Raw genomic sequence first — 23,845 nt, 5'->3', positions numbered from 1 at the left:
GTCATGTCGTACCCGCCCACCCCGGCCCTTCCCGGTGCCGATGAGGTGGAGGCCCAGGACACCGTCGACCTCGTCGAAACCGAGCGCATGGTCAAGCAGCTGATCGCCGACGGCGTCGATGCGATCGCCCTCAACGGCACCCTGGGCGAGATGGCGACCTTGACGCTCGATGAGTGGAAGGCCTTCGCAGAGTGCGCAGTGCAGACGGCTCATTCGGTGAATGCGGACTTCCCGATCTTCGTCGGCGCCACCACCCTCAGTACTCGAGAGACGATTGCCCGTACGCGCTTCCTGTCCGAGCTCGGCGCCACCGGCACGCTGTTGGGCCGCCCGATGTGGGGCGAGATGGTCGCCCCGGTCATGGAGAAGTTCTACCGTGACGTCGCCGAGGCCGTCCCCGAGATGGCGATGGTCGTCTATGACAACACAGCCGCTTTCGGTGGCATCATTCCCCGGTCGGTGTATCGCACGCTCATCGAGTTGCCCCAGGTCGTGGCGGTGAAGTACGCCGGTGGCGCGTCGGTCGGCTTCCGCTATCACAACGACATGGCGCACACAGGGACGCGCTTCCCGCTGATGCCGATCGAGACCGACTGGTTCCCGGCTTGGGAGATGTACGGCGAAGAGCTCGTCGGTATGGCGTGGTCTTCAACGACGGCGATGGGACCGGACCCGGTACTGCACCTGCGCGATGCGCTGCAACAGGGGCGCACCGAAGACGCACGCTGGCTCACCGAGCGCCTGCGCTGGGCGCACGAGCCGTTCATCGTCGGACAGGACTTCTTCGAGTTCGCGAAGTACAACATTCCGCTCGAGAAGATCCGCGTCAACAAGGCCGGGTACATCCAGACCGGCAAGAGCCGCGTCCCGTACACCGAGGACCTCGTCCCTCAGAAGCATTGGGACACCACTTTCGAGCACGTCGAGCGCTACAAGCAGATCAGTGCGGAGATCGAAGCCCGCCTGGGTGCTCGTAGCACCAACTAACAAGTAACCGATACGGGATCAGAAGGTCATCATGACAATGGAGTCGGGTAGCAAGCACACGGATGCGCGTCTGCGCGAGATTCGCGAAGGCATCACGCAGGGCCGCTTTCCTGCGCATGTCTTCAACGACCAGGAGATCTTCGACCTCGAGCAGGAGAAGCTCTTCGGGCAGGCATGGAGCTTTCTCGCGCACGAGTCCGAGATTCCGAATCCGGGCGACTACGTCACGCGCTACATCGGGAACAACAACCTGATCGTGGCGCGGGATGAGCATGGAGAGATTCACGCGAGTCTCAACATGTGTCGCCACCGCGGAAACATGATGTGCAAGTCGGAGATCGGCAATGCGTCACATTTCCGCTGCTCCTACCACGGCTGGGTGTACAAGAACTCCGGTGAACTCATCGGCGTTCCGTACATGGCTGAGGGTTATGAAGGACAACTGAAGAGGAAGGACTGGGGCCTCGTCAAGGCGCGCATCGATACGTATGCGGGTTTGATCTTCGGCACATTCAATCAGGATGCGTCGACGCTCGAAGAATACCTTGGCGGGTTCCAGTTCTACCTCGACCTCTATCTGAAACAGGGCATCGCCGGCAGCGAGGTGCATGGCCCGCCTGATCACTGGATCACCGAGACCGACTGGAAGATCGCAGCGGAGAATTTCGCCGGTGACGGATATCACACACCGGTCGCGCACCAGTTCGGGTTCAACCTCGGATACTTCCCCTCCACTGGGGCGACGCACAGCCAGGGCTGGGCGGCGAGCATTCAGGGGAAGGGACACGGTATCGGTCTCGGGCATACGCCAGGGTTCACTCCGTTCGCGGGGTTCCCCGACGAGCTGACCGAAGAGATGAAGCGCAGCTTCAGCCCCGAACAGATCGAGGTCTTCAGCAACACACGTACGGCCGTCGGCACCGTCTTTCCGAATCTGTCGTTCTTGATGCAGCCTTTCAGCCTGATCCCAGGCGAGGATGGCGTGCGCTTCGTCACGATGCGCCTGTATCACCCGATCGGCCCGGGCAAGTGCGAGATGTACTCGTGGTGCCTTGTGCCCAAGGACGCGTCGGACGAGTACAAGGAAGCGGCCTATCAGGCTTACACATTGGCTTTCGCCCAGGCGGGCACATTCGAGCAGGACGACCTGGAGAACTGGGCGCGTTTGACTCGCATGGCGAAGTCATCGGTCGCCAAGGACCTGGACTTCCCATACCTCATGGGCATGCAGACCGAGCGCGATGAGGATTTCCCCGGGCCCGGTCACGTGGTCAAGCCCTATGTGAACGACTCGAACTTCCGAAATCTCTGGGGCCGGTGGGCTGACTATCTTCTGGGGGAGGCGTGATGAGTGCTACCGCGCTGAGCACCGTTGATCGCGCGACTCAGGAGGAAATCAAGGAGTTCATCGCTCGTGAAGCGCTGGCCGTCGATGAGCGCCGGTTTCGCGACTGGCTGGAGTTTCTTGCCGAAGACATCACCTACGACGTGCCGCTGCGCGTCGTACGCGAGGGACTCGCCGAATGGGAACTCTCGCCCACCGGACGCATCTTCCAAGACAACAAGCAGACACTCGAGGTGCGAGTGCGCCGGCTGGAAACGGATTTCGCGTGGGCGGAACAGCCGCCATCTCGCACGCGCCACTACGTGACGAACGTGCTCGTAGAACAGGGCGAGAAGGATGACGAGTACGAGGTCAGCTCCTACTGCCTGATCTATCGCAGCCGTGGCGACAGCATCGAGCCGAACTTCGTGTCGGTGTTCCGCAAGGACCTCATACGCCGCGTCGATGCCAGCTTCGAGATCGCGCGCCGCTATGCCGCAATCGACCAGGCCGTCATCAACGCGCACAATCTGTCCATCTTCATCTGAGTGGAGCGAATCATGGCTGATACGACGTCTGCGCCACAGGCAGAGAACCCTGACGAGGGAGAGGAGTTCGAGTTCCCCCAGGATGGTGGGAACTCCGGCCCCATCGTCATCGCCAACGAGTTCGCCGACGTGGTCGTGCGCAAGGTTTCGACCCGCAACGGCGTGAGGCTCGAACTCTGGTCTCCGCGGCGAGGCACATGCGTGCGGTTCGACGCGGTGGCTCTCGATGCTCTCAGTTATCAGGAGCCCGAGTTCATCACGAAACTCCTGACCAGGACCCCTGGCGCATGACCGGGTCGCTCGCCGGACTGCACATCCTCGTCACGGGCGGAGGGTCCGGCATCGCAAGGGCAGCGGCCGAGAGGTACGACCGCGACGGCGCCAAGGTCACTGTTCTCAACCGCTCTGCCGCGGGCGCTGACTCGGTTCATCAGACATCTGGCGGCCGCATTCAGGTCATCGTCGGCGACGCGACTGACCCCGATGTCCTCAGGTCGGCGATTGACGCAGCATCCGATGAGCACGGCGGACTGCACCACTTCACCAGCGGTGTCGGAGTGTTCGACAACTACTCGCGGGTGAGCGAGTTGTCTGTGGACGAACTGATGGCGGCGGCTGATGAGGTCTGGCGAGTGAACGTGCGTGCGTCTCTGCTCGCAGCGAATCTCGCGGCACCCGCACTGCGGTCGGCCGGTGGCTCGCTGACCCTCACGCTCTCCGAATCCGCTTTCAACGCCATCGGCGGGGGAGTGCTCTACGGCACGTCGAAATGGGCTCTGCGCGGCATGGTCGATCACCTTGCCGCCGAGCTCGCACCGGACATCCGCGTCAACGGCGTGGCTCCCGGAGGCACAGGCGGGACGAGGTTCGGCGGGCTGACCTCGCTAGGCCAGACGACGACAGCAGACAAGGTCTCCGGACGCGACGAACGCATTGCTGCGGGCACGCTGCTGGGAACCACAGCGATGCCGCAGGACCACAGCGGCGCGTATCGATTCCTCGCTGATCCGGTCGACGCTCGTGTCGTGACCGGGGTCGTGATCCGCACAGACGGCGGTCGCCGACTCTGATGAGTATGCGCGACACCGTGAACCAACAAGATTAAGGAAGAAAATGGCTGAGAACTCGCTTCAGGTACGCAAGACATTCGCGCAGATCGAAGAGGTCCGCTCCTCCGCAGGAAGGGATGATGCCGGCGGTCCGCTTCGCAAGGTCGCGGTCTGCGTCGTCGTGAAGAATCCATTCGCGGGACGGGGATACGTCGAAGATCTCGCCGTGCTCATCGACGCCTCTGCCGAGATCGGAACCCATCTGGGCGAAGAGGCAGCGCGTCTTCTCGGCAGCACGGTCGAGAGCTATGGCAAGGCAGGGCTGGTCGGTGCCGCCGGCGAGCAGGAGCACATCAATGCCTGTCTGACCTCGGTGTTCGGAAATGCGTTCAGAGAGGCGATCGGTGGCGGTGCGGCCTGGATCACCTCGGCCACGAAACCCGGTGTCGCCGGTGCCATCATCGACGTGCCGACGGCTTATAAGGACGACGTCTGGGTTCGCTCGCACTACGATTCCATGGAGGTGCGCGTTCCTGACGCCCCGCACGCCGACGAGCTTGTTCTCATCGCTGCGGTGACCAACCGGGGCCGCATCAACGCGCGTGTCGGCGGTATGTCGATCGCCGAGGTGGAAGAGAAGAGCCGTTGAAGGGCTCGCTTGCCGTCATCGGCGCGGGCACCATCCTCTCCGGAGACTGGCGTGCGCCGATCATCGACGATGCGGACACCATCATCATCCGTGACGGCGTGATCACCGCTGTCGGTTCGCAGTCCGATCTGCAGCGCGACGTCGAGGCCTCAAAGTTCGTCGTCGACGCCGTCGGCACAACGGTGGCGCCCGGTCTGATCGACTCGCATTGTCACGTCGTGCTCGGCGACTACACGCCACGGCAGAAGACTGTGGATTTTCTCGCCAGCTACGTGCACGGCGGTATCACCAGCGTTGTATCTCCGGGTGAGATCCACGCACCGGGGCGCCCGAGCACAGCGTCCGGAGTGAAAGCGCTCGCGATCGCGGCAAAGGAGTGCTTCGACAACTTCCACCCGAACGGGATGACCGTGCATGCCGGTGCTGTCGTGCTCGAGCCGACCCTGCAGAAGCAGGACTTCGCCGACCTGCAGGCGGCCGGTGTGCATCTGGCGAAGTTCGGCTTCGGCAAGTTCGCAGACCCCGCTGACGGCCTTCCGCAGGTGACGTGGGCCAAGCAATACGGCATCACGGTGATGAGTCATTCCGGCGGCGCCAGCATCCCCGGCAGCAAGCCCATCACCCCCGAGCACCTGATGCTGCTGGCTCCGGACGTGTGCGGCCATGTCAACGGCGGACCGACTTCGCTCGCGGAAGAAGGCGTCGACCGCATCATGGACGAGACGACGATGGCCCTGCAACTGGTGCAGGCAGGAAACATCCGCTCGGCTGTGCGCATCATCAATCGGGCAACGGACACTGACGTGTTCGAGCGGGTCGTGATCGGCTCTGACACACCGACCGGGACGGGAGTGATGCCGTTGGGGGTCATGAAGACCGTTGCCGAGCTCTCGTCGCTCTCGGACGTCGCTCCCGGTATGGTCTGGGCAGCCGCCACGGGCAACAACGCCAACGTCTGGGATCTTCCCGCCGGATTCATCGCGCCGGGACGCGCAGCCGACATCATCGTGATGGACGCGCCATGGGGTTCTACGAAGGACGACGCGCTCGGGGCCCTGTCCGTCGGCGATATTCCCGGCATCTCTGCGGTCATCACCGGAGGTGTGATCCGCGCACTGCGCAGCCGCAACACCCCGCAGGCTGCACGGGCCGCCGAGGTCTCGCCGCGAATCGAGCACCTCGAAGCCTCGGGCCACTAAGCGAATCGCCACACCCGAAGGAGTGAAGAAATGACGTTCAAAGTCACCGTCGACCTGATCCAGTGCCAGGGATACGCCAACTGTCTCATCGAAGGGCCAGCACTCTTCGACATCGATGACGACACCAACAAGGCCATCGTCCTGGGGGACGAGTTCGACGAGGCATTGCGTTCGCAGGCTGAAGGCGCCAAGCGGGGCTGCCCCGCACAGGCGATCCACATCGAGGATCTCTGATGCGACGCATCACGGTGGTCGGTGGATCCCTCGCGGGCGTGCACGCTGCCGAGGCGCTGCGCGAGCACGGCTTCGACGGAGATGTGACGCTGGTCTCTGCAGAAGACTCCCGCCCGTACGACCGCCCACCGCTGTCGAAGCAGGTGCTGCTCGGCGAGCTCGATCCGGCAGAGATCGCTCTGCGTCCGGCTTCCTGGTATGACGAGCAGGGAATCGATCTGAGGCTCGGTACAGCAGTGAGAGGGATCGACGCCAGAACGGGGAAGCTCTCACTTGCCGATGGAACCGAGCTCGAATACGACGGTCTGGTGCTGGCAACAGGATCGCGTCCCCGTGCGTTGAACGTCGCCGGCGGCGCGGCAGGCGTACACGTGCTGAGGTCTGTCGAGGACGCAGCGGCGCTGAGGCCCGAACTTGTTGCCGGACGACACCTTGTGATGGTCGGCGGGGGCTTCATCGGGCTGGAGGTCGCCGGCGCTGCCGCAAAGCTCGGCCTCGATGTCACTGTCATCGAGGCGTCGATGACTCCGCTGTCTCGGCGATTCGGCGACGACGTCGGCCACTGGTATCGCGAACTGCACGAGCGCAACGGCGTACGCGTCTTATGCGGCTCGACACTCGCGTCAGTGGATGTCTCAGCCGGCGCGGCATCCATCACGCTCAGCGACGGTCGAATCGTCAGGGGAGATGTCGTCGTGGCCGGTGTCGGTTCTGTTCCGGCCGTCGAATGGCTTGCAAGCAGCGGTATCGAGGTCGACGACGGCGTCGTCTGCGGCCCTGATCTGCGCACATCCGTGCCGAACATCGTGGCCGCCGGCGATATCGCTTCGTGGCGCAACCCGATCTTCGAGGAGCGGATGCGCATCGAGCACTGGTCCAACGCCGTGGATCAAGGACGCCACGCTGCGGCGACCCTGCTCGGCGCCGGACAGGATTTCGCTTCGGTGCCGTACTTCTGGACTGACCAGCACGACACGAAGATGCGCTTCGTCGGACGCACGAAGGGTGCGACCGACAGCCGCGTCGAGAGGCTCGATGAAGACAAGCTCGTCGTGACCTATGGCCGCGATGGTCTGCTGATCGGAGCCGTCTGCGTCGGATCCCCCCGCGACATGGCGAAGTACAAAGTGGCCATCCACTCGCGCACGCCCTGGGAGGAGAAGCCGGCAGGAGCGGGCGCTTCGCCCATCCGTCAGAAAGCTCAATCTCGCACTCATAACCCCTCATACGAATATCAAAGGAGAACCGCATGACTACAGATGGCAACGGCGACGCACTTTCACTGATCGAGCTCTTCCCGCAGGACGAGGACTGGTCGTTGCAGACCATGCGTCTGCTCTCGCAGGTCGCCGTCGGCGGCTCAGATCTCTTCGAGTGCGCCCGCACCGCGGCGCGGATCGGAACCGAGAGCACTGACGAGGATCTTTGGCAGCAGGAATGGAGCCGGACGGCCAAGGACGTCGCCGCATCCGCGCAGGCAGCGCTTGACGCGGGTAACATCACGACCGCCCGCCGTGCCTTCTTCCGTTCGATGAGCTACTGGCGCCATTCGGAGTTCTTCCTCGACTCTTTCGACGAACGTCGCACAGAGGCCTACGTCGAAGGCACCAAGAACTTCCAGAAGGCAGTGGAACTGTCCGACGGCGTGATCGAGCGCATCTCGATCCCGTTCGAGGGCAAGACGATGGACGGCTATGTCGTGCGTCCGGACAACTCGGGTGCGGCACGTCCGACCGTTCTGTTCCTGGGCGGCGCCGATTCCTGGGCGGAGGAGCTGTACTTCCTGGGCGGCACCGAGTTCCCCGCGCGCGGAATGAACGTCGTGATGATCGACACCCCGGGTCGCGGCAGCTCATTGCGATTCAAGGAGATGTACAGCCGGCCGGACTACGAAGTCCCCGTTGCGGCGATCCTCGACGTTCTCGAGAAGCGCGACGACGTCGATGCAGACCGCATCGGACTTGCCGGTGTGAGCTTCGGCGGATACTACGCGCCCCGTGCTGCGGCCTTCGAGCCACGGGTGAAGGCAGTTGCCGCCTGGTGCGGCACGTGGAGCATCCTCACCGACTTCTACGAGTTCTACCCGCCGCTGCAGAAGCAGTTGCAGTGGCTCAGCGGCTCCAAGGACGACGCCGAGGCGCGGGAGAAGCTCGCGGAGTTCACTCTCGACGGCGTTGCGGACAAGCTCAAGATCCCCGTGTACGTGATGCACGGCACCGCCGACATCATCATGGACATCAAGGGAGCTGACCGTTTCGTCGCGGCGTTGACTTCGGATGACGTCACGGTCGACATCTACGATGGTGCCGGTTCGCTGCACTGCAGTTACGACTACATGTCGGTCGCGGGAGCCCGACTGGGTGACTGGTTCCTGAGCAGGATCTGACTGGATTCACACGGTGTGGCCGGGAGGGTTCGCTCGGCCACACCGCCGCCCTTTGATATGCGCGGCGCTTGCGCCGGGCCCGCTGCACAGAGAGGTACAGCATGCTGCTTAACGATGTCGTCGCACAGACACTGCGCGCCCACTCCGTCGAGGTGATGTTCGGCCTCATGGGCGATGCCAACATGTATATCGCCGATAGCTTCCACCGCCTCGAAGGCGGTCAGTTCATCGCCGCGGCGAACGAGGGCGGTGCTGTGCTGATGGCGGCCGCCTACGCTTCCGTCGCTGACGACGTCGGTGTGGCGACCGTGACGCACGGCGCCATTCTGAACTGTGTGACGGGTCTCTTCGAGGCAGCGCGTGGCGGGAACCCCGTACTGGTGATCTCCGGAGACACCGCCCGCGAAGAAGCGTTTCATCTCCAGAACCTGCCACAGCGTGACATCGTCGTTCCCACCGGCGCTGTGTATCGCGAGGTCCGTTCGCCAGACACCATCTCCGTTGACGTTGCGGCTGCTCTTGCCGAGGCCCGTGCGCGTCGTGGTCCCGTCGTGCTCGCCATTCCTTCCGATTTTCAGCTCGCCGAATCCGCTGCACGGGTTGACGCCCCTGGCGCGATCTACCCTGGCGTCACGACGCCGATGCGTGAAGATCTCGAAGAAGTCGCGTCGATGGTTCTCGGGGCGAAACGACCGGTCGTCATCGCTGGTCGCGGGGTGAGTGCGACGGACGCACTCCACCATGTCTCTGCGTTCGCTGAGCGATTGGGAGCACCTGTAGCGACCACTTTGAGAGGAAAGGGACTATTCGACGACGATCCCTTCAACCTCGGCATCTGTGGGACGCTATCTCATCCCATCGCGTCCGAGGTGATCGGTGCCGCTGACTGCATCATTGCATTCGGCGCTGGGCTCAGCGCGCTGACGACGCTCAAAGGCGACCTCGTGCGAGGTAAGAGCATCATCCAGATCGACATCAGCGCGGAGAAGATCGGTCGCTTCTGGCCGGCGACGATCGCGGTCGTCGCCGATGCCGGGGCGACGGCGATCGCCCTGACCGAACTGCTCGATGAAGCAGAAGTTCCACCGCTCCAGGGGCGCTCCGACTCACTACGCGAGAGGCTTGCGCAGTGGCATGCGCAAGACCGCACCGAACGGGGGCCGGACACTGATCTCGACATCACCGGCGTGTTGCAGTTGATGGATGAGATCGTCGAGCCAGATCGCTCGCTCACAATCGATGGTGGAAGGTTCTCGCACGAGGCACTACGGAACATGACTGTGCAAGACCCTCGCTTCTATGCGCACTGCCTGAACATCGGCCACATCGGTCTCGGTGTCAGTTCAGGTATCGGCGCGGCGGTCGCGAGGCCTCATGCACCGTGCCTGGTGATCGTCGGCGATGGCGGGTTCATGCTCGGTGGTCTGACGGAGCTGAATACAGCTGTGCGATATGGGCTGAACGTTGTCGTCTGCCTGTTGAATGACAGCGCATACGGTGCCGAGTACTATCGCTTCATCGAGCGTGAGACCGATGCTTCGCTCACGACGTTCGAGTGGCCCAGCTTCGCAGCCATCGCGAGTTCGCTCGGCGCGAAGGGGATCAGGGTCACTCACTGGAGCGATTTCGACGAAGTGCGCTCTGCGGTCGCGAACTTGGACGGACCGCTCGTCGTAGAGGTCGTTCTCGACCGTGACACGGTTCCTTCGCCGGGCGAGCACTAGGACATTCAGCGGCCCTGACGCTTCTTGTACGGCTTCGGCTGACCCTTCACGACGGGTGCGCGGCCCTTGCCCTTGGACGCCTTCGCCTTGCCGCCGGCCTTCACCGGCTTCTTCGCCTCGGGCGGTGCCGCGGCGACTTCGCGCTGCGCCTCGGGCAGCAGGAGCAGGCCAACGGATGTCAGCCTCGTCTCGCCTTCGCGGGCGACGAGGGGCTGGCCGACCTCCTCCTCGAGCTTGTCGATCGACGAGTACAGGGAGGGCAAGGGGATGCCGAGCTTCTGAGCGGCACGCGGGAAGTGCAGCTCCTCGGCGACGGCGACGAAACGTCGCAGCAGCGTGATGTTCACGGGATGCCTTCCTGTCCGCATCGGTCGTGCGGCCGCTACTCAGCGTACGCGTCGTCCACGATCGCGCGGACAGGCTCAGCGAGTCGTCAGCGCTGCGGCGGTCGCGGGATCGAGACCTGGCACGACGTCGACGGGAACATCGAGGGCGAGCAGAGCACGGCTGAAGAGATTGCGGGCGGCGGCCGCCAACGTGATGTCGACGATCTGACGGTCCGAGAACCCGACGTCGCGCAGGGCCTGAGCATCGGCATCCGTCATCGCGGAAGCACTCGTCGACAGTTGCTCCGCATATCGGATCACCGCCTGTTCCGCGGCGCTGAAACCGGAGTCGTCACGGTTGGCGAACGCGCGCAGTCCCGCGTCATCGAGAACCCCCGCGCGCAGCGATTTGCGCCCGTGTGCGAGGAGGCAGTGCGACGAGCCGATGGCGCGAGCCGCGCCGAGCGTCGCGGCCTCATAGACCTCGATGCCGATCGACGGGACGACCGCCTTGATCAGACGTTCGAAGGCCTCGTGCGCCTCGGGGTTGATCGCCATGACCTGGGTATGGGCGAACACGAAACCGTCGTCCTGGGTGTCGCTGTCGTACATCGACGCCGCGTGTCCGGTGACCTCCTCGGCAGACGGTGGAGTGATGATCATGATGCATTCCTCTCCATTCGGCCGTGTCGGTCGGATGGACGCACGCTACTCCGTTGTCGTCGAACAGAGAAGGGCGAACGCATCGGGGGTGGGATGCGGCACGCATCCCACCCCCGAAAATCTTCTGCCCGCGCGTCAGGCCGGTTGCGGCAGAATCGTGAAGCTGACCGCTCCCTCTTCATCGACACCGGCATCGAGCACCTTGTCGGAGAGCGCCTCGGCGGCGTTCTCCTCGAGGAACACGCGGCTGCCGACCCCGTCGATCACGACGTCGGCGGGTTCCGGGGAGGGAACGACGTGAACGGCGAAACGCGATTCGCCATTCGGGCCCTGTCCTTCCGCGGTCTGGATGCGAAGCCCCGCGTCTGCGCTGGCATCCTCGCGGCCGACGATCGTGGTGACGACGGCATCTGCATTTTCGGTCAGGGTGAGCACAGCGCTCTCCTTCCGGTTGCGGACATGCTCCGGTCAGAACATGTCCGGGCCACGATTCCGCACATCGGGGGAGAGGATCAACCTGCGCCCGGGTATTCGGAGGTTCCTCACAACTTCGCGCGATGCCACCGATACCCTGGGCGATCGCGACCCTAGTCGTCGGAGCCGCGCTCTTCCCGCAACCGCGGCTCGGTGCGCCTGTTCGGCCGGGCGCCGGCCTTGTCGGCGTAGAACGCTCGGATGCGGTCCATGTCGGCGGCGACGTCTCCGGTCAGCTCGAACGTCGGTCCGAGACCGGTCGTCATGGTTGTGCGATCGACGTAGCCGAGAGTCACCGGCATACCGGTCTCCGTGGCGATCCGGTAGAAGCCCGACTTCCAGTATTCGTTGCCGCCGCGCGTGCCGTCCGGCGTGACGACGAGTGCGAACACCTCACCGGAATGCACCTGTGCGATCACATCCTTGACGACCCGGCTCGGGTCGTCCCGATCCACCGGCACGCCGCCGATGCGACGCATGATCGGTCCGCGCCAACCGGCGAACAGGCTCTTCTTGCCGAGCCAGTGCACGTCGATGCCGAGCTGCCAGGCGATCGCCAGCATGAACACGAAGTCCCAGTTCGAAGTGTGCGGCGCCCCGATGAGGATCGTCGGTCGGGCCGGCACCTCGTCGCCCTTGAGCGTCCAACGACTGAGCGTCCAGAATGCACGCGCGAGGATTCGTTTCACCACATAACCGTAGGCCATTCACCTTCTGTCGATGAGTCGCGGCAGGAGCACCCAGAGCGCCAGGACCACCACAGCGGCCACGATCAGTACGACGGTCGCCGTCGTCCGATCCACAGTGAAGTCGACGATGAGCGTCGTGACACCGACACTCAACAGGCCGATCACGACCAGATCGGCCTGCACCATGCGCGAGGCGAACCTGACGAGGTCGGGCTTGCGGTGCCGGCCGAACAGCGACCGATGCATCCCCACCGGTGCCAGCGCGAGCACGGTCGCAAGGGCCGCCAGGCCGACGAGCACGATGTAGAGCGTGCGCTGCAGGTCGTCGAGCTCGGTGAATCGCGGCTGGAACGCCACCGCGAGCAGAAAACCGGAAAGCACCTGCGTGCCGGTCTGCATCACGCGCAGTTCCTGCATGAGCTCTTCCCAATTGCGATCCGCGCGTTCATCGCGCGTCTCGTCGCGTCCGTCACGCTTCGCGCCGGCACGCCCATCGGTTTCCGCGTCGAGCCGCGCGTCCTTGCTCGCGTCAGGGGAGTCGTTCATACTCCGAGTTTTGGGCACGACTGTCGAACTGTCCAGAGCCGCGCCCGATGCGAGCCTGACGCCGCAGTCCGTGCTCGGGCGTAGCATGGAACAATGACCATTCGTGAGACCTCGGAATCGACCGCTGCGGTCGACGTCCCTGTCATCCCCGCAGGCTTGAATCTGCTGGGTGACGACAACGCCGGCAGCTGCTGCGGCGGTTCCTGCTCCCTGCCCGGGTAGGGCATCTCCGCCGGCGGTCAGTGACCGCTGTGGAACTCCCCGCCCACGTCATCCGCCGGCTTGCGGATGAACGCGCTCAAGGCCACTGATCCCAGCGAGATGATGGCCGCGATCAGGAATGCCATGCGCGCTCCCGGAGCGCCGGCGACCGCCGTCGACAGTCCTTCGCTCTCGCCGGCGTGCAGGATCGACGAGTAGGTGACCGTCAGTACAGCGACGCCGGCCGCACCGGCGACCTGCTGGATCGTGTTGAGCACGGCGGAACCGTGCGAGTACAGGTGACGCTGCAGCGATCCGAGCGATGCGGAGAACAGCGGTGTGAACGACATCGCGAGACCCACCGACATGAAGGTCTGCGAGATCACGAGCATCCACCACTGCGTGTGCTCGCCGACCGTGGAGTAGAAGAACAGCGCTGCCGACACCATGATCGTGCCGGGGATGAGCAGCGTGCGGGTGCCACGGGCGTCGTAGATGCGACCCATGATCGGGCCGAGGAGTCCCATCAGGATCGACCCGGGAAGCAGGATCAGGCCGGACTGCAGCGCATCGAGTCCCGCGACGTTCTGCAGGTACTGCGGCAGCAGCGTGAGCGTTCCGAACATCGACAGGGCGAGGATGCCCATGACGATGACGGCGATCGTGTAGTTGCCGGAGCGGAACACGCGCAGGTCGAGCAGCGCGTCGTCGACGCGCTGCAGCACGAGCTGCCGCCACACGAACAGTGCGAGCGACACACCGCCGACAACCAGTGAGACGACGCCGATCGTCGTGCCGTTCGACTCGCCTGCGCCGCCGAACTGGCTGAGACCGTACACGACGCCGCCGAAGCCGAAGGCGGAGAGGACGATCGACAGTACGTCGACCGGAGCGTTCTTCGTCTCGCCGAGGTTCGTCATCCACTTCGCGCCCATGGCGAGGGAGACGAGGGCGATCGGCAGGACGATCGCGAACAGCCAGCGCCAGCTCAGCGTCTCGAGCACGGCACCCGCGAGTGTCGGACCGATCGCCGGAGCGAGCGAGATGACGAGGCCGACACGACCCATCATCCGGCCGCGGGACTGCGGCGGGACAACATTCATCATCGTGGTCATCAGCAGCGGCATCATGATGCCGGTACCGCCGGCCTGGATCACGCGTCCGACCAGCAGCACCTCGAAGCCTGGTGCGATGAGGGCCACGATCGTGCCGAGGGAGAACGCCGACATCGCGGCGATGAAGACCTGGCGCGTGGTGAAGCGCTGAAGCAGGAAACCGGTCGTGGGGATCACGATCGCCATCGTGAGCATGAACGCGCTGGTGAGCCACTGGCCGAGTTCCGGTGGGATGCCCAGGTCGGCGTTCAGATGGGGGATCGCTATCCCCATCGTCGTCTCGTTCAGGATCGCGACGAAGGCTGCCACGAGCAGCAGCCAGATGACTCGCATGTCGGATGGTGCGATGGTCGGTTCCGTCTTGACGGCGGGTACCGAACCGGTGGATGTGGTGGCCAAAGCGTCTCCTCAGTGGATGGGGGTGGCGGAAGGCCGACGACGGAGCCGAAGAAGCGGAACCCACTCGTGGACAACGAATCATGGTAACGCAGTCCTGCCTGCGGGCATTCCCTCTCCGGCGAGATTTTCTCGGGGCTAGGCTGACCGGATGAGCATGGGCGGCGGGCGCGGTGGTGGAGGTGGAGGTGGCTTCCGCGGTGTCGACGAGGCGGCGCAGAAGCGGTTGAACGCCGAGGCGCCGCGGATCTCCGGACTCGGACAGCGGGTCGTGGGTTTGTTCCGTCCTTATCTCGGCCGCATCATCCTCACCGGCATCCTCGTGGTGGTCGGGGCCGGCATCGCGGTCATCCCGCCGCTGATCGTCCAGCGCATATTCGACGACGCGCTCTTCCCGGTCGACGGCGGCAGTCCCGAGATCGCACTGCTCATCCGTCTCGTGCTGATCATGGTCGGGCTCTTCCTGCTCTCCGCCGTGCTCGGCGTCGGCCAGACCTGGTTGACCTCGACGGTGGGCAACAGCGTCACGGGTGATCTGCGCGTTCGGCTGTTCGAACACCTTCAGGCGATGGAACTCGGCTTCTTCACGCGCACCAAGACCGGTGTCATCCAGTCGCGACTGCAGAACGATGTCGGCGGTGTCTCCGGCGTGCTCACGAACACGGTCACCAGCATCCTGGGCAATGTCGTGACGGTGATCGCGTCGCTGGTGGCGATGATCCTGATCGACTGGCGCCTCACCCTCATCGCTGTCGTGCTGATGCCGTTCCTGATCATCGTGCAGCGCCGTGTCGGTCAGGTCCGCGCGCGTATCGCGGGGGAGACGCAGGAATCGCTCTCGGAGTTGACGTCCATCACTCAGGAGACCCTGAGCGTCTCGGGCATGCTGCTGTCGAAGTCGTTCAACCGCCAGCGGGCCGAATCGCAGCGGTATCAGGGCGAGAATCGCAATCAGGTGAAGCTGCAGGTCCGCCGGGCGATGAGCGGCCAGGGCTTCTTCGCCGTCGTCCAGGTGCTGATGGCGTCGGTTCCCGCCGTCATCTACCTCGTATCGGGCTACCTGATCGCCGGAGGCGCTGGGGCGATCACCGCGGGCACAGTGGTCGCGTTCACCACCGTGCAGGCGCGGCTGCTGCAGCCGCTGATGGGGCTCATGCGGGTATCGCTCGATCTGCAGACCTCGCAGGCGCTGTTCGCGCGCATCTTCGAGTACCTCGATCTGGTGCCGGAGATCGAGGATTCCTCGGATGCGATCCCGGTGGATGCGGCGCCTGGGCCCCTCGGTCGGGTCGAGTTCGACGAGGTCGTGTTCAGGTATCCGGATGCTGCGCCCGACGCCCGTCCGACTCTGCAGGGCGTCTCGTTCGTGGCGGAGCCGGGCCAGCATATCGCTTTCGTCGGGCCGTCCGGGGCGGGCAAGACGACGATCCTGTACCTCGCTCCGCGGTTGTACGAGGCGCACGGGGGAGCGGTGCTGTTCGCCGGAGCCGATGTGCGCACGCTCACGCAGGAGTCGATCATCGACAACGTCGGCATCGTCTCGCAGGAGACCTATCTGTTCCACGCGACGATCCGCGAGAACCTCATGTACGCCAGGCCGGATGCCACCGAGAACGAGGTCATCGCGGCCTGCACGGCGGCGAACATCCACCACATCATCGCCGGGTTCGAGCACGGCTACGACACGATCGTCGGGGAGCGCGGCTACCGGCTCTCCGGCGGCGAGAAGCAGCGCATCGCGATCGCCAGGGTGCTGCTGAAGGACCCGCCGGTGCTGCTCCTCGACGAGGCGACCTCAGCACTCGACACGGTGTCCGAGCGCGTCGTGCAGGAGGCCCTTGACGAGGCCGCCCGCGGCAGGACGACGATCTCCATCGCGCATCGTCTCTCGACCGTCATGGGCGCCGATGTCATCCACGTGCTTGAGGCGGGGCAGATCGTGGAGTCCGGTACGCACGGGGAACTGCTCGCTCAGGGCGGGCTCTATGCAGAGCTCGCCGCGCAGCAGGTCGCAGCATCCCGTGTGCTCGAGACGGAGACTGTCGTGGAGAACGTGATCGGTGGCGGCGTGGCGGCCGCTTTCGCGAACCGGCGCGCGGATCGGGCGCCGGATGACTCCGCAGGCGCGGATGCCGTGGACGCGCTCACGTCGCCGGTGCCGCTGCTCGACGGCGCAGGCACTGATCAGCGCGTGTATCCGGCCGAGGGGTAGCGGCGCGCTCAGTGCGCAGACATGCCGCCGTCGACGAAGGCACGATGCGCTCGCCGCCTCGGGCGACGATGACGAACAAGGAATCCAGGTCGGCGTTCATCGGTGCTCGGTGACGACGTGTGCGTCACCAGGACAGCGCTGTGGCAAGGTCGGGGTCGGGATGTGCGGCGGCGAACTCAGGAAGCGCGCGGAGTTCATCGAGGAACGCCGTGACCTCGGCTGCATAGGCGGGATCGGGGTGGGCGGCGGCGATCTCCTGGAGCGGCGCCATATCCATCGCGAGGATCAGGTCGAGGCGCGCGATCACCGCGGCGTGAGCCCCGGCGTCCCGCAGCACGCGGATGCCGCCGCGGAGAGCCGCGAGGTAGTCGCGCAGCACGGGCAGCTGGTCCCTGGTCTGGGTGATCGAGGTTCCGTCGGGTCGCACGCGCCAGTGCACGACGACATCGGGGATGACGTCGAAGGAACGAGCGCGGGCATACATCTGCTGGGCGACGATCTGATCCTCGTAGGCAACGCCTTCGGGGAATCGCAGATCGCGCGAGAAGTCGGTGCGACTGATCTTCGACCAAGCGACGATGTTCGCCGACGCCGCGGGGTGATCGAAGATGTTCGTGCGGCGGCGTGCGGGGTCGGTAGCCGCGGATGTCCAGGGCTGCACGCGTCCGGGGATGTATCCGTCACCGTGGGGGCGTGTGCGCACGTAGGCGCCGGCGATGAAGTCACTGCCCGTCTCGGCGAGAGTGCTCGTGAGGCGCTCAAGGGCGGTCGGGGTGAGTTCGTCGTCGCCATCGAGGAAGCCGAGGTATTCGGTGTCGACGAGTTCGAGCCCGACGTTCCTGGCGGCGCCCAACCCGCGGGATGCCTCGTGGCGCAGGTATGTGAATCGAGAGTCGGATGCCGCGGCATCCGCGAATACGTCGCCGGTGGCGTCTTTCGAACCGTCGTCGATGAGGATGGCCCGCCAACGCGGCTCGGTCTGCACGAGCAGCGAGGCGATCGCGGCGGGGGCGAATGACTCGACGTCCCGACCGGGGACGATCAGCGTCACGATCGGGTCTGGCACGTCTCGAGTCTATGGCCGAGGGACCGCAGAAGCCGCGGGTACAGCCTTCGCGGGTCGTTGAGCGAGCAGCGCTTGCGGGTCGTTGAGCGAGCGGAGCGAGACGAAACGGGTTGAGCGAGCAGCGCGAGACGAAACGGGCTGAGCGAGCAGCGCTTGCGGGTCGTTGAGCGAGCGGAGCGAGACGAAACGGGTTGAGCGAGCAGCGCGAGACGAAACGGGCTGAGCGAGCAGCGCTTTCGGGTCGTTGAGCGAGCGGAGCGAGACGAAACGGGTTGAGCGAGCAGCGCGAGTCGAAGCCGCGCCACCGGACGTCAGACGGCCGACACCGCCGCAGCGACGAGCGCCGCGAGCTGCTCCGGCGCGTCATCCGGCAGGGAGTCTCGCCCGAACGTGAACCGCACCGAGGTCTGCGCGACCTCGGGCGCCACACCGCAGGCGAGAAGCACATGCGAAGGCTCATCGCTCCCCGCGGCGCACGCCGAACCGCTGGACGAGATCACGCCGCGCCGCTCCAACTCCAACAGCACCGCCTCGCCGCTCGTACCGGCGAAGGTGAAGCTCGCGGCGCCTGACAGCCGGTTCTCGCGGTCCCCGGTCAGCGCGGCCTGCGGTACCGCGGCGAGTACCCCGCCGATGAACCGCTGCGTCTGCGCGCCGACACGAGCGGCGACCGATTCGCGTTCCGCCTCGGCCAGCTCGAGTGCCACGGCCAAGGCGACTGCTCCTGCGACATTCTCGGTTCCCGAGCGCCGCCCGCGCTCCTGCCCGCCGCCGTGCAGCAGCGGCTCCAGCGGAACGCGTCCGCGCACGGCCAGAGCACCGATGCCCTTCGGGGCGCCGAGCTTGTGCCCGGCGATCGAGATCGCATCCGCTCCGAGGCCGGTGACCGGCAGCCACCCGGCCGACTGCACGGCATCGAGGTGCAGCGGCACCCCGGCGGCTGCGGTCAGCGTCGCGATGGCTGCGGCATCCTGCACCGTGCCGATCTCGTTGTTCGCGTGCCCGAGTGAGACCAGCGCGGTGTCGTCGCGGAGAGCCTCGGCCACGGCATCCGGCGTCACACGCCCGGCGGACGTGACAGCCACGTGCGTCACTTCGACGTCGTGGAACCGACCCAGGAAGTCCGCGGACTCGAGTATCGACTCGTGCTCGATCGGTGTGGTGACGAGGTGGCGCCGACCGCGGGAGAGCGCGGCGAGCACGATGCCCTTCACCGCGAGGTTGTTCGCCTCGGTTCCGCCGGCGGTGAAGATCACATCGCCCGTCCGCATGCCCAGTACGCGGGCGACCCGCGCCCTCGCGTCGTCCAGCGCGCTCGCCGCGGCTTCGCCCGCCGTATGGTGACTCGACGGATTGCCGAAGACCCCCGTCAGGTACGGGTGCATGGCGTCGAGCACCTCCGGACGAACCGGAGATGTGGCGGCGTGGTCGAGATAGAGCATCAGTCGAGGTCCTGCATCAGGCGATCCGCACATCCAGCCCGAGATCGAGAGCCCGTGCGGAGTGGGTCAGCGCGCCGACGGAGATGACGTCGACGCCCGTCTCGGCGATGGCCCGGACGGTGTCGAGATCCACGCCGCCGGATGCCTCGACCGTGGCTCGATCGCCGATCAGAGCGACGCCTGAGCGCAGGTCGTCGAGCGAGAAGTTGTCGAGCAGCACGGTGTGGGCGCCGCCGGAGAGCACGGCCTCGATCTGGTCGAGCCGGTCGACCTCGACGACGACGTGCGCTGTGTGCGGCAGGCGCGACAGGGCTGCGCGCAGCGCCGTTGCGAGATCGGCTCCTGATCGCTGCAGCACGGCCAGATGGTTGTCCTTGGCCATCACGGCATCCGACAGCGAGTAGCGGTGATTGCTGCCGCCGCCGGACACGACCGCGTGCCGCTCGAAGGCACGCAGCCCCGGCGTCGTCTTGCGGGTGTCGGCGATGCGCGCAGCTGTTCCCTCGACGGCCTTCACATACTGGGCGGTCAACGTCGCGATGCCGCTCATCCGCTGCGTGAAGTTGAGCGCCACGCGCTCGGCGGTGAGGACGCTGCGCGCCGAGCCTGACACGGTCGCGAGCACGTCGCCAGGCGCGAACTCGTCGCCCTCGCCGACGTGCAGGTCGATCGTTAGGGTCGGATCGGTCAACGTGAATGCCGCGGTGAAGACGTCGCCGCCGCTGAAGATGCCGTGCTCGCGGGCCGTGAGGTCGGCGGTCGCGGTGGCATCGGCCGGCAGCAGCGTCGTGCTGGTGAGGTCGCCCCACGGGGCATCCTCTTCGAGGGCGGCCCCGACGATGCGGGTGAGGGTGGCTGCGGTGAGCATCAGGCTCCGATCAGGGCTGGTTCGTGGTCGATATGGTGCGCGCCGACGGATTCGGTACGGGCGAGAGCGGCGGATGCCGTGGCCTCCGCGAGCAGCAGGAGATTGGCGTCTTCGTGCTCTGCGAGGGTGGTTGGGGCAGGGGCAATGGCGCGCCAGGCGCGGAGCGTGCCGAGGGCTTCGGTCAGACCTTCGTCGGTGCGCAGGAGCCCGGCGTGATCCCACATGAGTTGCTGGAGCTGCTTGCGTCGTTTCGTCTCGCCTTCGGCTCGCTCAACGCGTTTCGTCTCGCTGCGCTCGCTCAATGACCCGTGGGGGGTGCTGTGCTCGCTCAACGACCCTTGGGGGTTCTGTTGCGGGTCGTTGAGCGAGCGAGGCGCAGCCGAGCGAGACGAAACGCGTTGAGCGAGCGGAGCGAGTCGAAGCCTGGCAGAGACGACAGAACCGGCAGCCCCCACCGCAGCCGCAGCCGCGCGAGCGCCGAACACGGCCCCCTCTAGCAGCGAGTTCGACGCGAGGCGGTTCGCACCGTGCACCCCGGTGCGTGCGACCTCGCCGACCGCGAACAGCCCTGGCAGCGAAGCGCGGCCGTCGAGGTCGGTGACGATGCCGCCCATCAGGTAGTGCGCGGCCGGCGTCACCGGGATCGGCCCGCGCGCCCAGTCGAATCCTCGCTCGCGGGTGACCCGGTCGATGGTCGGGAAGCGCTCTGCCAGGCGTTCGGCACCGAGCATCGTCGCATCGAGCAGCACCGGACCCTGCTGCATGACGGCCTGCCTCGCGATCGCGCGCGACACGACGTCGCGAGGAGCGAGTTCACCGTCGGGGTGCGCGTCGAACACGAACCGCCTGCCCTCGTCGTCGAGCAGCGTCGCCCCTTCGCCGCGCACGGCTTCGGAGATGAGGAACGCCGGCCCCGCCGCGAGCACGGTCGGATGGAACTGCATGAACTCCAGGTCCGCGACCTCGGCGCCCGCCCGCAGTGCCGCGGCGATCCCGTCGCCGGTCGCACCGATCGGGTTCGTCGTGCGGGCGTACAGCTGCCCGGCGCCGCCGGTCGCGAGGATCACGGCATCCGATTCGATATCGACGAGAGCGTCGTGGCGCAGCATCCGGATGCCGCGGACCGCGCCGTCATCGACAAGGAGGTCGACCAGGAAGGCGTGCTCGACGATGTCGACCGCACCCCGTCGCACCTGATCGATCAACGCACGGGAGATCTCGGAACCGGTCGCATCGCCGCCCGCATGCACGATGCGGGCGTGACTGTGGGCCGCCTCGCGGCCGAGCTGCAGGGTGTCGTCGGGGGCACGGTCGAACGCGACGCCGCGTGCGATCAGCTCGGCGATGCGGGCCGCACCATCGCCCACCAGCACGTTGACAGCGTCGGCGTCTGACAGCCCAGCGCCCGCGCTGAGAGTGTCGGCGGCGTGCACCGCGGGGGAGTCACCCGCGCCGTAGACACCGGCCACGCCGCCCTGCGCCAGCGGCGTGCATCCGTCGCCGAGCGACCCTTTGGTCACGAGCGTCACCGCATGCCCGACCTCGGAGGCGTGGAGGGCTGCCGTAAGACCGGCGATGCCGGAGCCGACGACGACGATGTTCATGCGCGCGGCTTCGCTGCCAGCATCCGCTCCAGTGCGACGCGTGCGGGAGTCGCCACGCCGGCCGCCACGGAGATCTGATTCACGACGCGTCCGGCGACGAGTTCCTCGAGCACCCAGGCGAGATAGCCCGGGTGGATGCGGTACATCGTCGAACACGGGCAGACGACGGGATCCAGGCAGAAGATCTCGTGCTGCGGATACTGGGCGGCGAGCCGCCTGACCAGGTTGATCTCGGTGCCGATCGCGAACGTCGTCGGCTCGGTGGCGGCGTCGATCGCGCGGCGGATGTAGTCGGTGGAACCGGCCTCATCCGCGGCATCCACCACCTCCATCGGGCATTCGGGGTGCACGATCACCCGCACGCCGGGGTGCTCTGCACGAGCCTGCTCGATCTGCCCGACGGTGAACCGGCGGTGCACCGAGCAGAATCCGTGCCACAGGATGACGCGCGAGTCGACGATCTGCTCTGCGGAAGACCCGCCGAGCGGCCGACGAGGGTTCCACATCGGCATCTGCTCGAGCGCGACGCCCATGGCCTTGGCGGTGTTGCGGCCGAGGTGCTGGTCGGGGAAGAAGAGCACGCGGTGTCCGCGCTCGAACGCCCACTCGAGCACGGTCTCGGCGTTCGACGAGGTGCAGACGATCCCGCCGTGGCGTCCGACGAAGCCCTTGATCGCGGCGGAGGAGTTCATGTACGTCACCGGGATCACCGGCACGCGCCCGGTATCGTCGGCGACGTCGAGCGGTCCGAGCACGTCGGCGAGCTGCTCCCAGCAGTCCTCGACCTGGTCGATGTCGGCCATGTCGGCCATCGAGCATCCGGCGGCGAGGTTCGGGAGGATCACCGACTGCTCCGGACGAGAGAGCAGGTCAGCGGTCTCGGCCATGAAGTGCACGCCGCAGAACACGATCGCCTCGGCCTCCGGGCGATCGAGCGCGGCGTTCGCGAGCTGGAAGGAGTCGCCCACGTAGTCGGTGTGCTGCACGACCTCTTCGCGCTGATAGAAGTGTCCGAGCACGACGACGCGGTCACCGAGCGTCGCCTTCGCGGCACGGATGCGCGCATCGAGCTCGTCCTCGCCGGCCTCGCGGTACTCGACCGGCAGCTCGCCCTGACGCGGGGAGCCGGTGGGGATGACATCGCCCATCGAGGATCCAGGGCCGTAGCCCGGCCGACTGTCGAATGTCCACGGCCCCTCGGCGAGGTCGGTGCTGCAGGTGGCATCGGTCGAGGCGCCGCCGACGATCGCCTGGATGGCGTGATCGACGGAGGGGTCGGTGTTGCCGGGGTCGGTGAGTTCGGGGAACGGCAGGAGGGTCATCGGGTCCTCTTCTCCTTGACAGCTTTCTCGGGGGCGAGCGGGCCGCGGTCGGCCAGCTCGACGGCATCGTCGTATCGGTACAGGCGGGCAGGCCGGTGGCTGCCAGTGCGGAACTCATCGGTCGGCAGCAGTGCGGCTGAGGTCTCGACCTGACGGCGGAAGTTCGCCGGATCCAGGCGTCTGCCGAGGATCGCCTCATAGGCCTCCCGCAGGTCGGCGAGTGTGAACGTCGGGGGCAGGAACCCGTGCGCGACCCTGCTGTAGCCGACCTTGTTGCGCAGCCGCCAGAGGGCGTAGTCGATGATCTGGTTGTGGTCGAACGCCAGCGAGGGGAGCCCGCCGGCGTCGAACCACTCCACATTCTCGGGCGCTAGACCGGATGCCACGTGCGCGGCGCTCTGCGCGTCGACCTCGTCCGAGCGGAGCAGCGCCCAGTACACGATCGAGACGACGCGGCTCGGTGAGCGATCCACGGCGCCGAAGGCATAGAGCTGCTCCAGGTAGCTGGGGGAGAGGCCCGTGGTCTCGTGCAGGGTGCGCGCCGCCGCATCCTCAAGGCTCTCGTCCGGCTCGAGCCAGCCACCCGGCAGCGCCCAATCGCCCTGGTGGGGATCGCGCGTGCGCAGCACCAGCGGCAGCGCGAGCGACGGCTGATCGGGGCCGGGCGCGCGCCGCAGCGTCAGGATCACCGTCGAGACCGCGACGCGGATCTCGGGTTCACTGGTTCTGGTCACCATGACTTTAACCTCCGCGAACGATCTTAGTGTCATGGTGACTTGAAGATCAACATCATGACGCTCGTGTGACGGCGGGCGCGGAGC

Annotated in this window: 25 protein-coding genes; 13 read left to right on the top strand and 12 right to left on the bottom strand. The window is 66.0% G+C overall.

The window, feature by feature from the left end; all coding sequences use genetic code 11:
- The 11 genes from J1M43_RS11420 to J1M43_RS11370 all read left to right on the top strand — a co-directional run.
- A partial coding sequence (locus J1M43_RS11420) for a dihydrodipicolinate synthase family protein (protein WP_206476740.1) occupies positions 1-987 on the top strand: 987 nt, incomplete at its 5' end.
- A 31-nt stretch (positions 988-1,018) separates the two neighbouring features.
- The gene (locus tag J1M43_RS11415) at positions 1,019-2,335 is read left to right on the top strand and encodes an aromatic ring-hydroxylating dioxygenase subunit alpha (RefSeq protein ID WP_206476739.1); all 1,317 of its coding nucleotides are present in this window, start codon (positions 1,019-1,021) and stop codon (positions 2,333-2,335) included.
- Complete coding sequence (locus J1M43_RS11410) at positions 2,335-2,859, top strand: 3-phenylpropionate/cinnamic acid dioxygenase subunit beta (RefSeq protein WP_206476738.1); 525 nt, start codon at positions 2,335-2,337, stop codon at positions 2,857-2,859. Before J1M43_RS11415 ends, J1M43_RS11410 begins: the two co-directional genes overlap by 1 nt.
- Before the next feature lie 12 nt (positions 2,860-2,871).
- Positions 2,872-3,150, top strand: coding sequence for a hypothetical protein (locus J1M43_RS11405; RefSeq protein ID WP_206476737.1), 279 nt, complete (start codon positions 2,872-2,874; stop codon positions 3,148-3,150).
- Complete coding sequence (locus J1M43_RS11400) at positions 3,147-3,929, top strand: SDR family NAD(P)-dependent oxidoreductase (RefSeq protein ID WP_206476736.1); 783 nt, start codon at positions 3,147-3,149, stop codon at positions 3,927-3,929. Before J1M43_RS11405 ends, J1M43_RS11400 begins: the two co-directional genes overlap by 4 nt.
- Positions 3,930-3,972: 43 nt before the next feature.
- Positions 3,973-4,557, top strand: a complete 585-nt coding sequence (locus J1M43_RS11395) for an amino acid synthesis family protein (protein WP_206476735.1) — start codon at positions 3,973-3,975, stop codon at positions 4,555-4,557.
- Positions 4,554-5,756 (top strand): amidohydrolase, encoded by a 1,203-nt coding sequence (locus tag J1M43_RS11390; RefSeq protein ID WP_206476734.1) that lies wholly within the window; start codon positions 4,554-4,556, stop codon positions 5,754-5,756. Before J1M43_RS11395 ends, J1M43_RS11390 begins: the two co-directional genes overlap by 4 nt.
- 30 nt (positions 5,757-5,786) lie before the next feature.
- The gene (locus J1M43_RS11385) at positions 5,787-5,990 is read left to right on the top strand and encodes a ferredoxin (RefSeq protein ID WP_206476733.1); all 204 of its coding nucleotides are present in this window, start codon (positions 5,787-5,789) and stop codon (positions 5,988-5,990) included.
- Positions 5,990-7,243, top strand: coding sequence for an NAD(P)/FAD-dependent oxidoreductase (locus J1M43_RS11380; RefSeq protein ID WP_206476732.1), 1,254 nt, complete (start codon positions 5,990-5,992; stop codon positions 7,241-7,243). Before J1M43_RS11385 ends, J1M43_RS11380 begins: the two co-directional genes overlap by 1 nt.
- Positions 7,240-8,376 (top strand): S9 family peptidase, encoded by a 1,137-nt coding sequence (locus J1M43_RS11375; protein WP_206476731.1) that lies wholly within the window; start codon positions 7,240-7,242, stop codon positions 8,374-8,376. Before J1M43_RS11380 ends, J1M43_RS11375 begins: the two co-directional genes overlap by 4 nt.
- A 101-nt stretch (positions 8,377-8,477) precedes the next feature.
- Positions 8,478-10,100 (top strand): thiamine pyrophosphate-binding protein, encoded by a 1,623-nt coding sequence (locus tag J1M43_RS11370; RefSeq protein WP_206476730.1) that lies wholly within the window; start codon positions 8,478-8,480, stop codon positions 10,098-10,100.
- A gap of 5 nt (positions 10,101-10,105) precedes the next feature.
- Here the strand turns inward: J1M43_RS11370 and J1M43_RS11365 are convergent, their stop codons facing one another.
- The 5 genes from J1M43_RS11365 to J1M43_RS11345 all read right to left on the bottom strand — a co-directional run bounded on the left by J1M43_RS11365 (position 10,106) and on the right by J1M43_RS11345 (position 12,798).
- Positions 10,106-10,447 (bottom strand): LysR family transcriptional regulator, encoded by a 342-nt coding sequence (locus tag J1M43_RS11365; protein ID WP_206476729.1) that lies wholly within the window; start codon positions 10,445-10,447, stop codon positions 10,106-10,108.
- A 75-nt stretch (positions 10,448-10,522) separates the two neighbouring features.
- A complete protein-coding gene (locus J1M43_RS11360; protein WP_206476728.1) occupies positions 10,523-11,089 on the bottom strand; it encodes a carboxymuconolactone decarboxylase family protein in 567 nt (188 codons plus the stop codon).
- Positions 11,090-11,224: 135 nt separating this feature from the next.
- The gene (locus J1M43_RS11355; protein WP_206476727.1) at positions 11,225-11,524 is read right to left on the bottom strand and encodes a Fe-S cluster assembly protein HesB; all 300 of its coding nucleotides are present in this window, start codon (positions 11,522-11,524) and stop codon (positions 11,225-11,227) included.
- A 152-nt stretch (positions 11,525-11,676) separates the two neighbouring features.
- Positions 11,677-12,255, bottom strand: a complete 579-nt coding sequence (locus J1M43_RS11350; protein ID WP_033106184.1) for a 1-acyl-sn-glycerol-3-phosphate acyltransferase — start codon at positions 12,253-12,255, stop codon at positions 11,677-11,679.
- Positions 12,256-12,270: 15 nt separating this feature from the next.
- Positions 12,271-12,798 carry a DUF6328 family protein gene (locus J1M43_RS11345; RefSeq protein WP_033104817.1) on the bottom strand — a complete coding sequence of 176 codons (528 nt, stop codon included), beginning with the start codon at positions 12,796-12,798 and terminating at the stop codon, positions 12,271-12,273.
- A 93-nt stretch (positions 12,799-12,891) separates the two neighbouring features.
- Between J1M43_RS11345 and J1M43_RS16985 the strand changes: the two genes are divergently transcribed.
- Positions 12,892-13,020, top strand: a complete 129-nt coding sequence (locus J1M43_RS16985) for a hypothetical protein (RefSeq protein WP_268746239.1) — start codon at positions 12,892-12,894, stop codon at positions 13,018-13,020.
- 17 nt (positions 13,021-13,037) lie between these two features.
- Here J1M43_RS16985 and J1M43_RS11340 read toward each other — a convergent pair whose 3' ends face one another.
- Positions 13,038-14,447 carry an MDR family MFS transporter gene (locus J1M43_RS11340; RefSeq protein ID WP_084595753.1) on the bottom strand — a complete coding sequence of 470 codons (1,410 nt, stop codon included), beginning with the start codon at positions 14,445-14,447 and terminating at the stop codon, positions 13,038-13,040.
- Positions 14,448-14,667: 220 nt separating this feature from the next.
- Here J1M43_RS11340 and J1M43_RS11335 point away from each other — a divergent pair, with 220 nt between their 5' ends.
- On the top strand, positions 14,668-16,722 hold the full coding sequence (locus tag J1M43_RS11335) for an ABC transporter ATP-binding protein (RefSeq protein ID WP_033104815.1): 2,055 nt from the start codon (positions 14,668-14,670) through the stop codon (positions 16,720-16,722).
- A gap of 124 nt (positions 16,723-16,846) precedes the next feature.
- On the opposite strand, the gene J1M43_RS11330 is transcribed toward J1M43_RS11335, so the two are convergent.
- The 6 genes from J1M43_RS11330 to J1M43_RS11305 all read right to left on the bottom strand — a co-directional run bounded on the left by J1M43_RS11330 (position 16,847) and on the right by J1M43_RS11305 (position 23,761).
- Positions 16,847-17,788: a glycosyltransferase family 2 protein gene (locus tag J1M43_RS11330; protein ID WP_033104814.1), complete on the bottom strand. Its 942-nt coding sequence runs from the start codon at positions 17,786-17,788 to the stop codon at positions 16,847-16,849.
- A gap of 311 nt (positions 17,789-18,099) precedes the next feature.
- Positions 18,100-19,230, bottom strand: coding sequence for a cysteine desulfurase family protein (locus J1M43_RS11325; protein WP_033104813.1), 1,131 nt, complete (start codon positions 19,228-19,230; stop codon positions 18,100-18,102).
- 16 nt (positions 19,231-19,246) lie between these two features.
- Positions 19,247-20,098, bottom strand: a complete 852-nt coding sequence (gene nadC, locus J1M43_RS11320) for a carboxylating nicotinate-nucleotide diphosphorylase (RefSeq protein WP_033104812.1) — start codon at positions 20,096-20,098, stop codon at positions 19,247-19,249.
- On the bottom strand, positions 20,098-21,702 hold the full coding sequence (gene nadB / locus J1M43_RS11315; RefSeq protein WP_206476726.1) for an L-aspartate oxidase: 1,605 nt from the start codon (positions 21,700-21,702) through the stop codon (positions 20,098-20,100). The genes nadC and nadB overlap by 1 nt, the downstream gene beginning before the upstream one ends.
- Entirely contained in the window at positions 21,699-23,024 is a 1,326-nt protein-coding gene (gene nadA, locus J1M43_RS11310) for a quinolinate synthase NadA (RefSeq protein ID WP_206476725.1), read from the bottom strand. The genes nadB and nadA overlap by 4 nt, the downstream gene beginning before the upstream one ends.
- Complete coding sequence (locus J1M43_RS11305) at positions 23,021-23,761, bottom strand: NUDIX domain-containing protein (RefSeq protein WP_052166681.1); 741 nt, start codon at positions 23,759-23,761, stop codon at positions 23,021-23,023. Before J1M43_RS11305 ends, nadA begins: the two co-directional genes overlap by 4 nt.
- Between the last annotated feature and the right edge of the window lie 84 nt (positions 23,762-23,845).

Source organism: Microbacterium sp. KRD172, from assembly GCF_017168295.1.
GTDB lineage: Bacteria > Actinomycetota > Actinomycetes > Actinomycetales > Microbacteriaceae > Microbacterium > Microbacterium profundi.
Note: the sequence above shows the minus strand (reverse complement) of the source record. Positions and strands in the feature narration are given on the sequence as shown.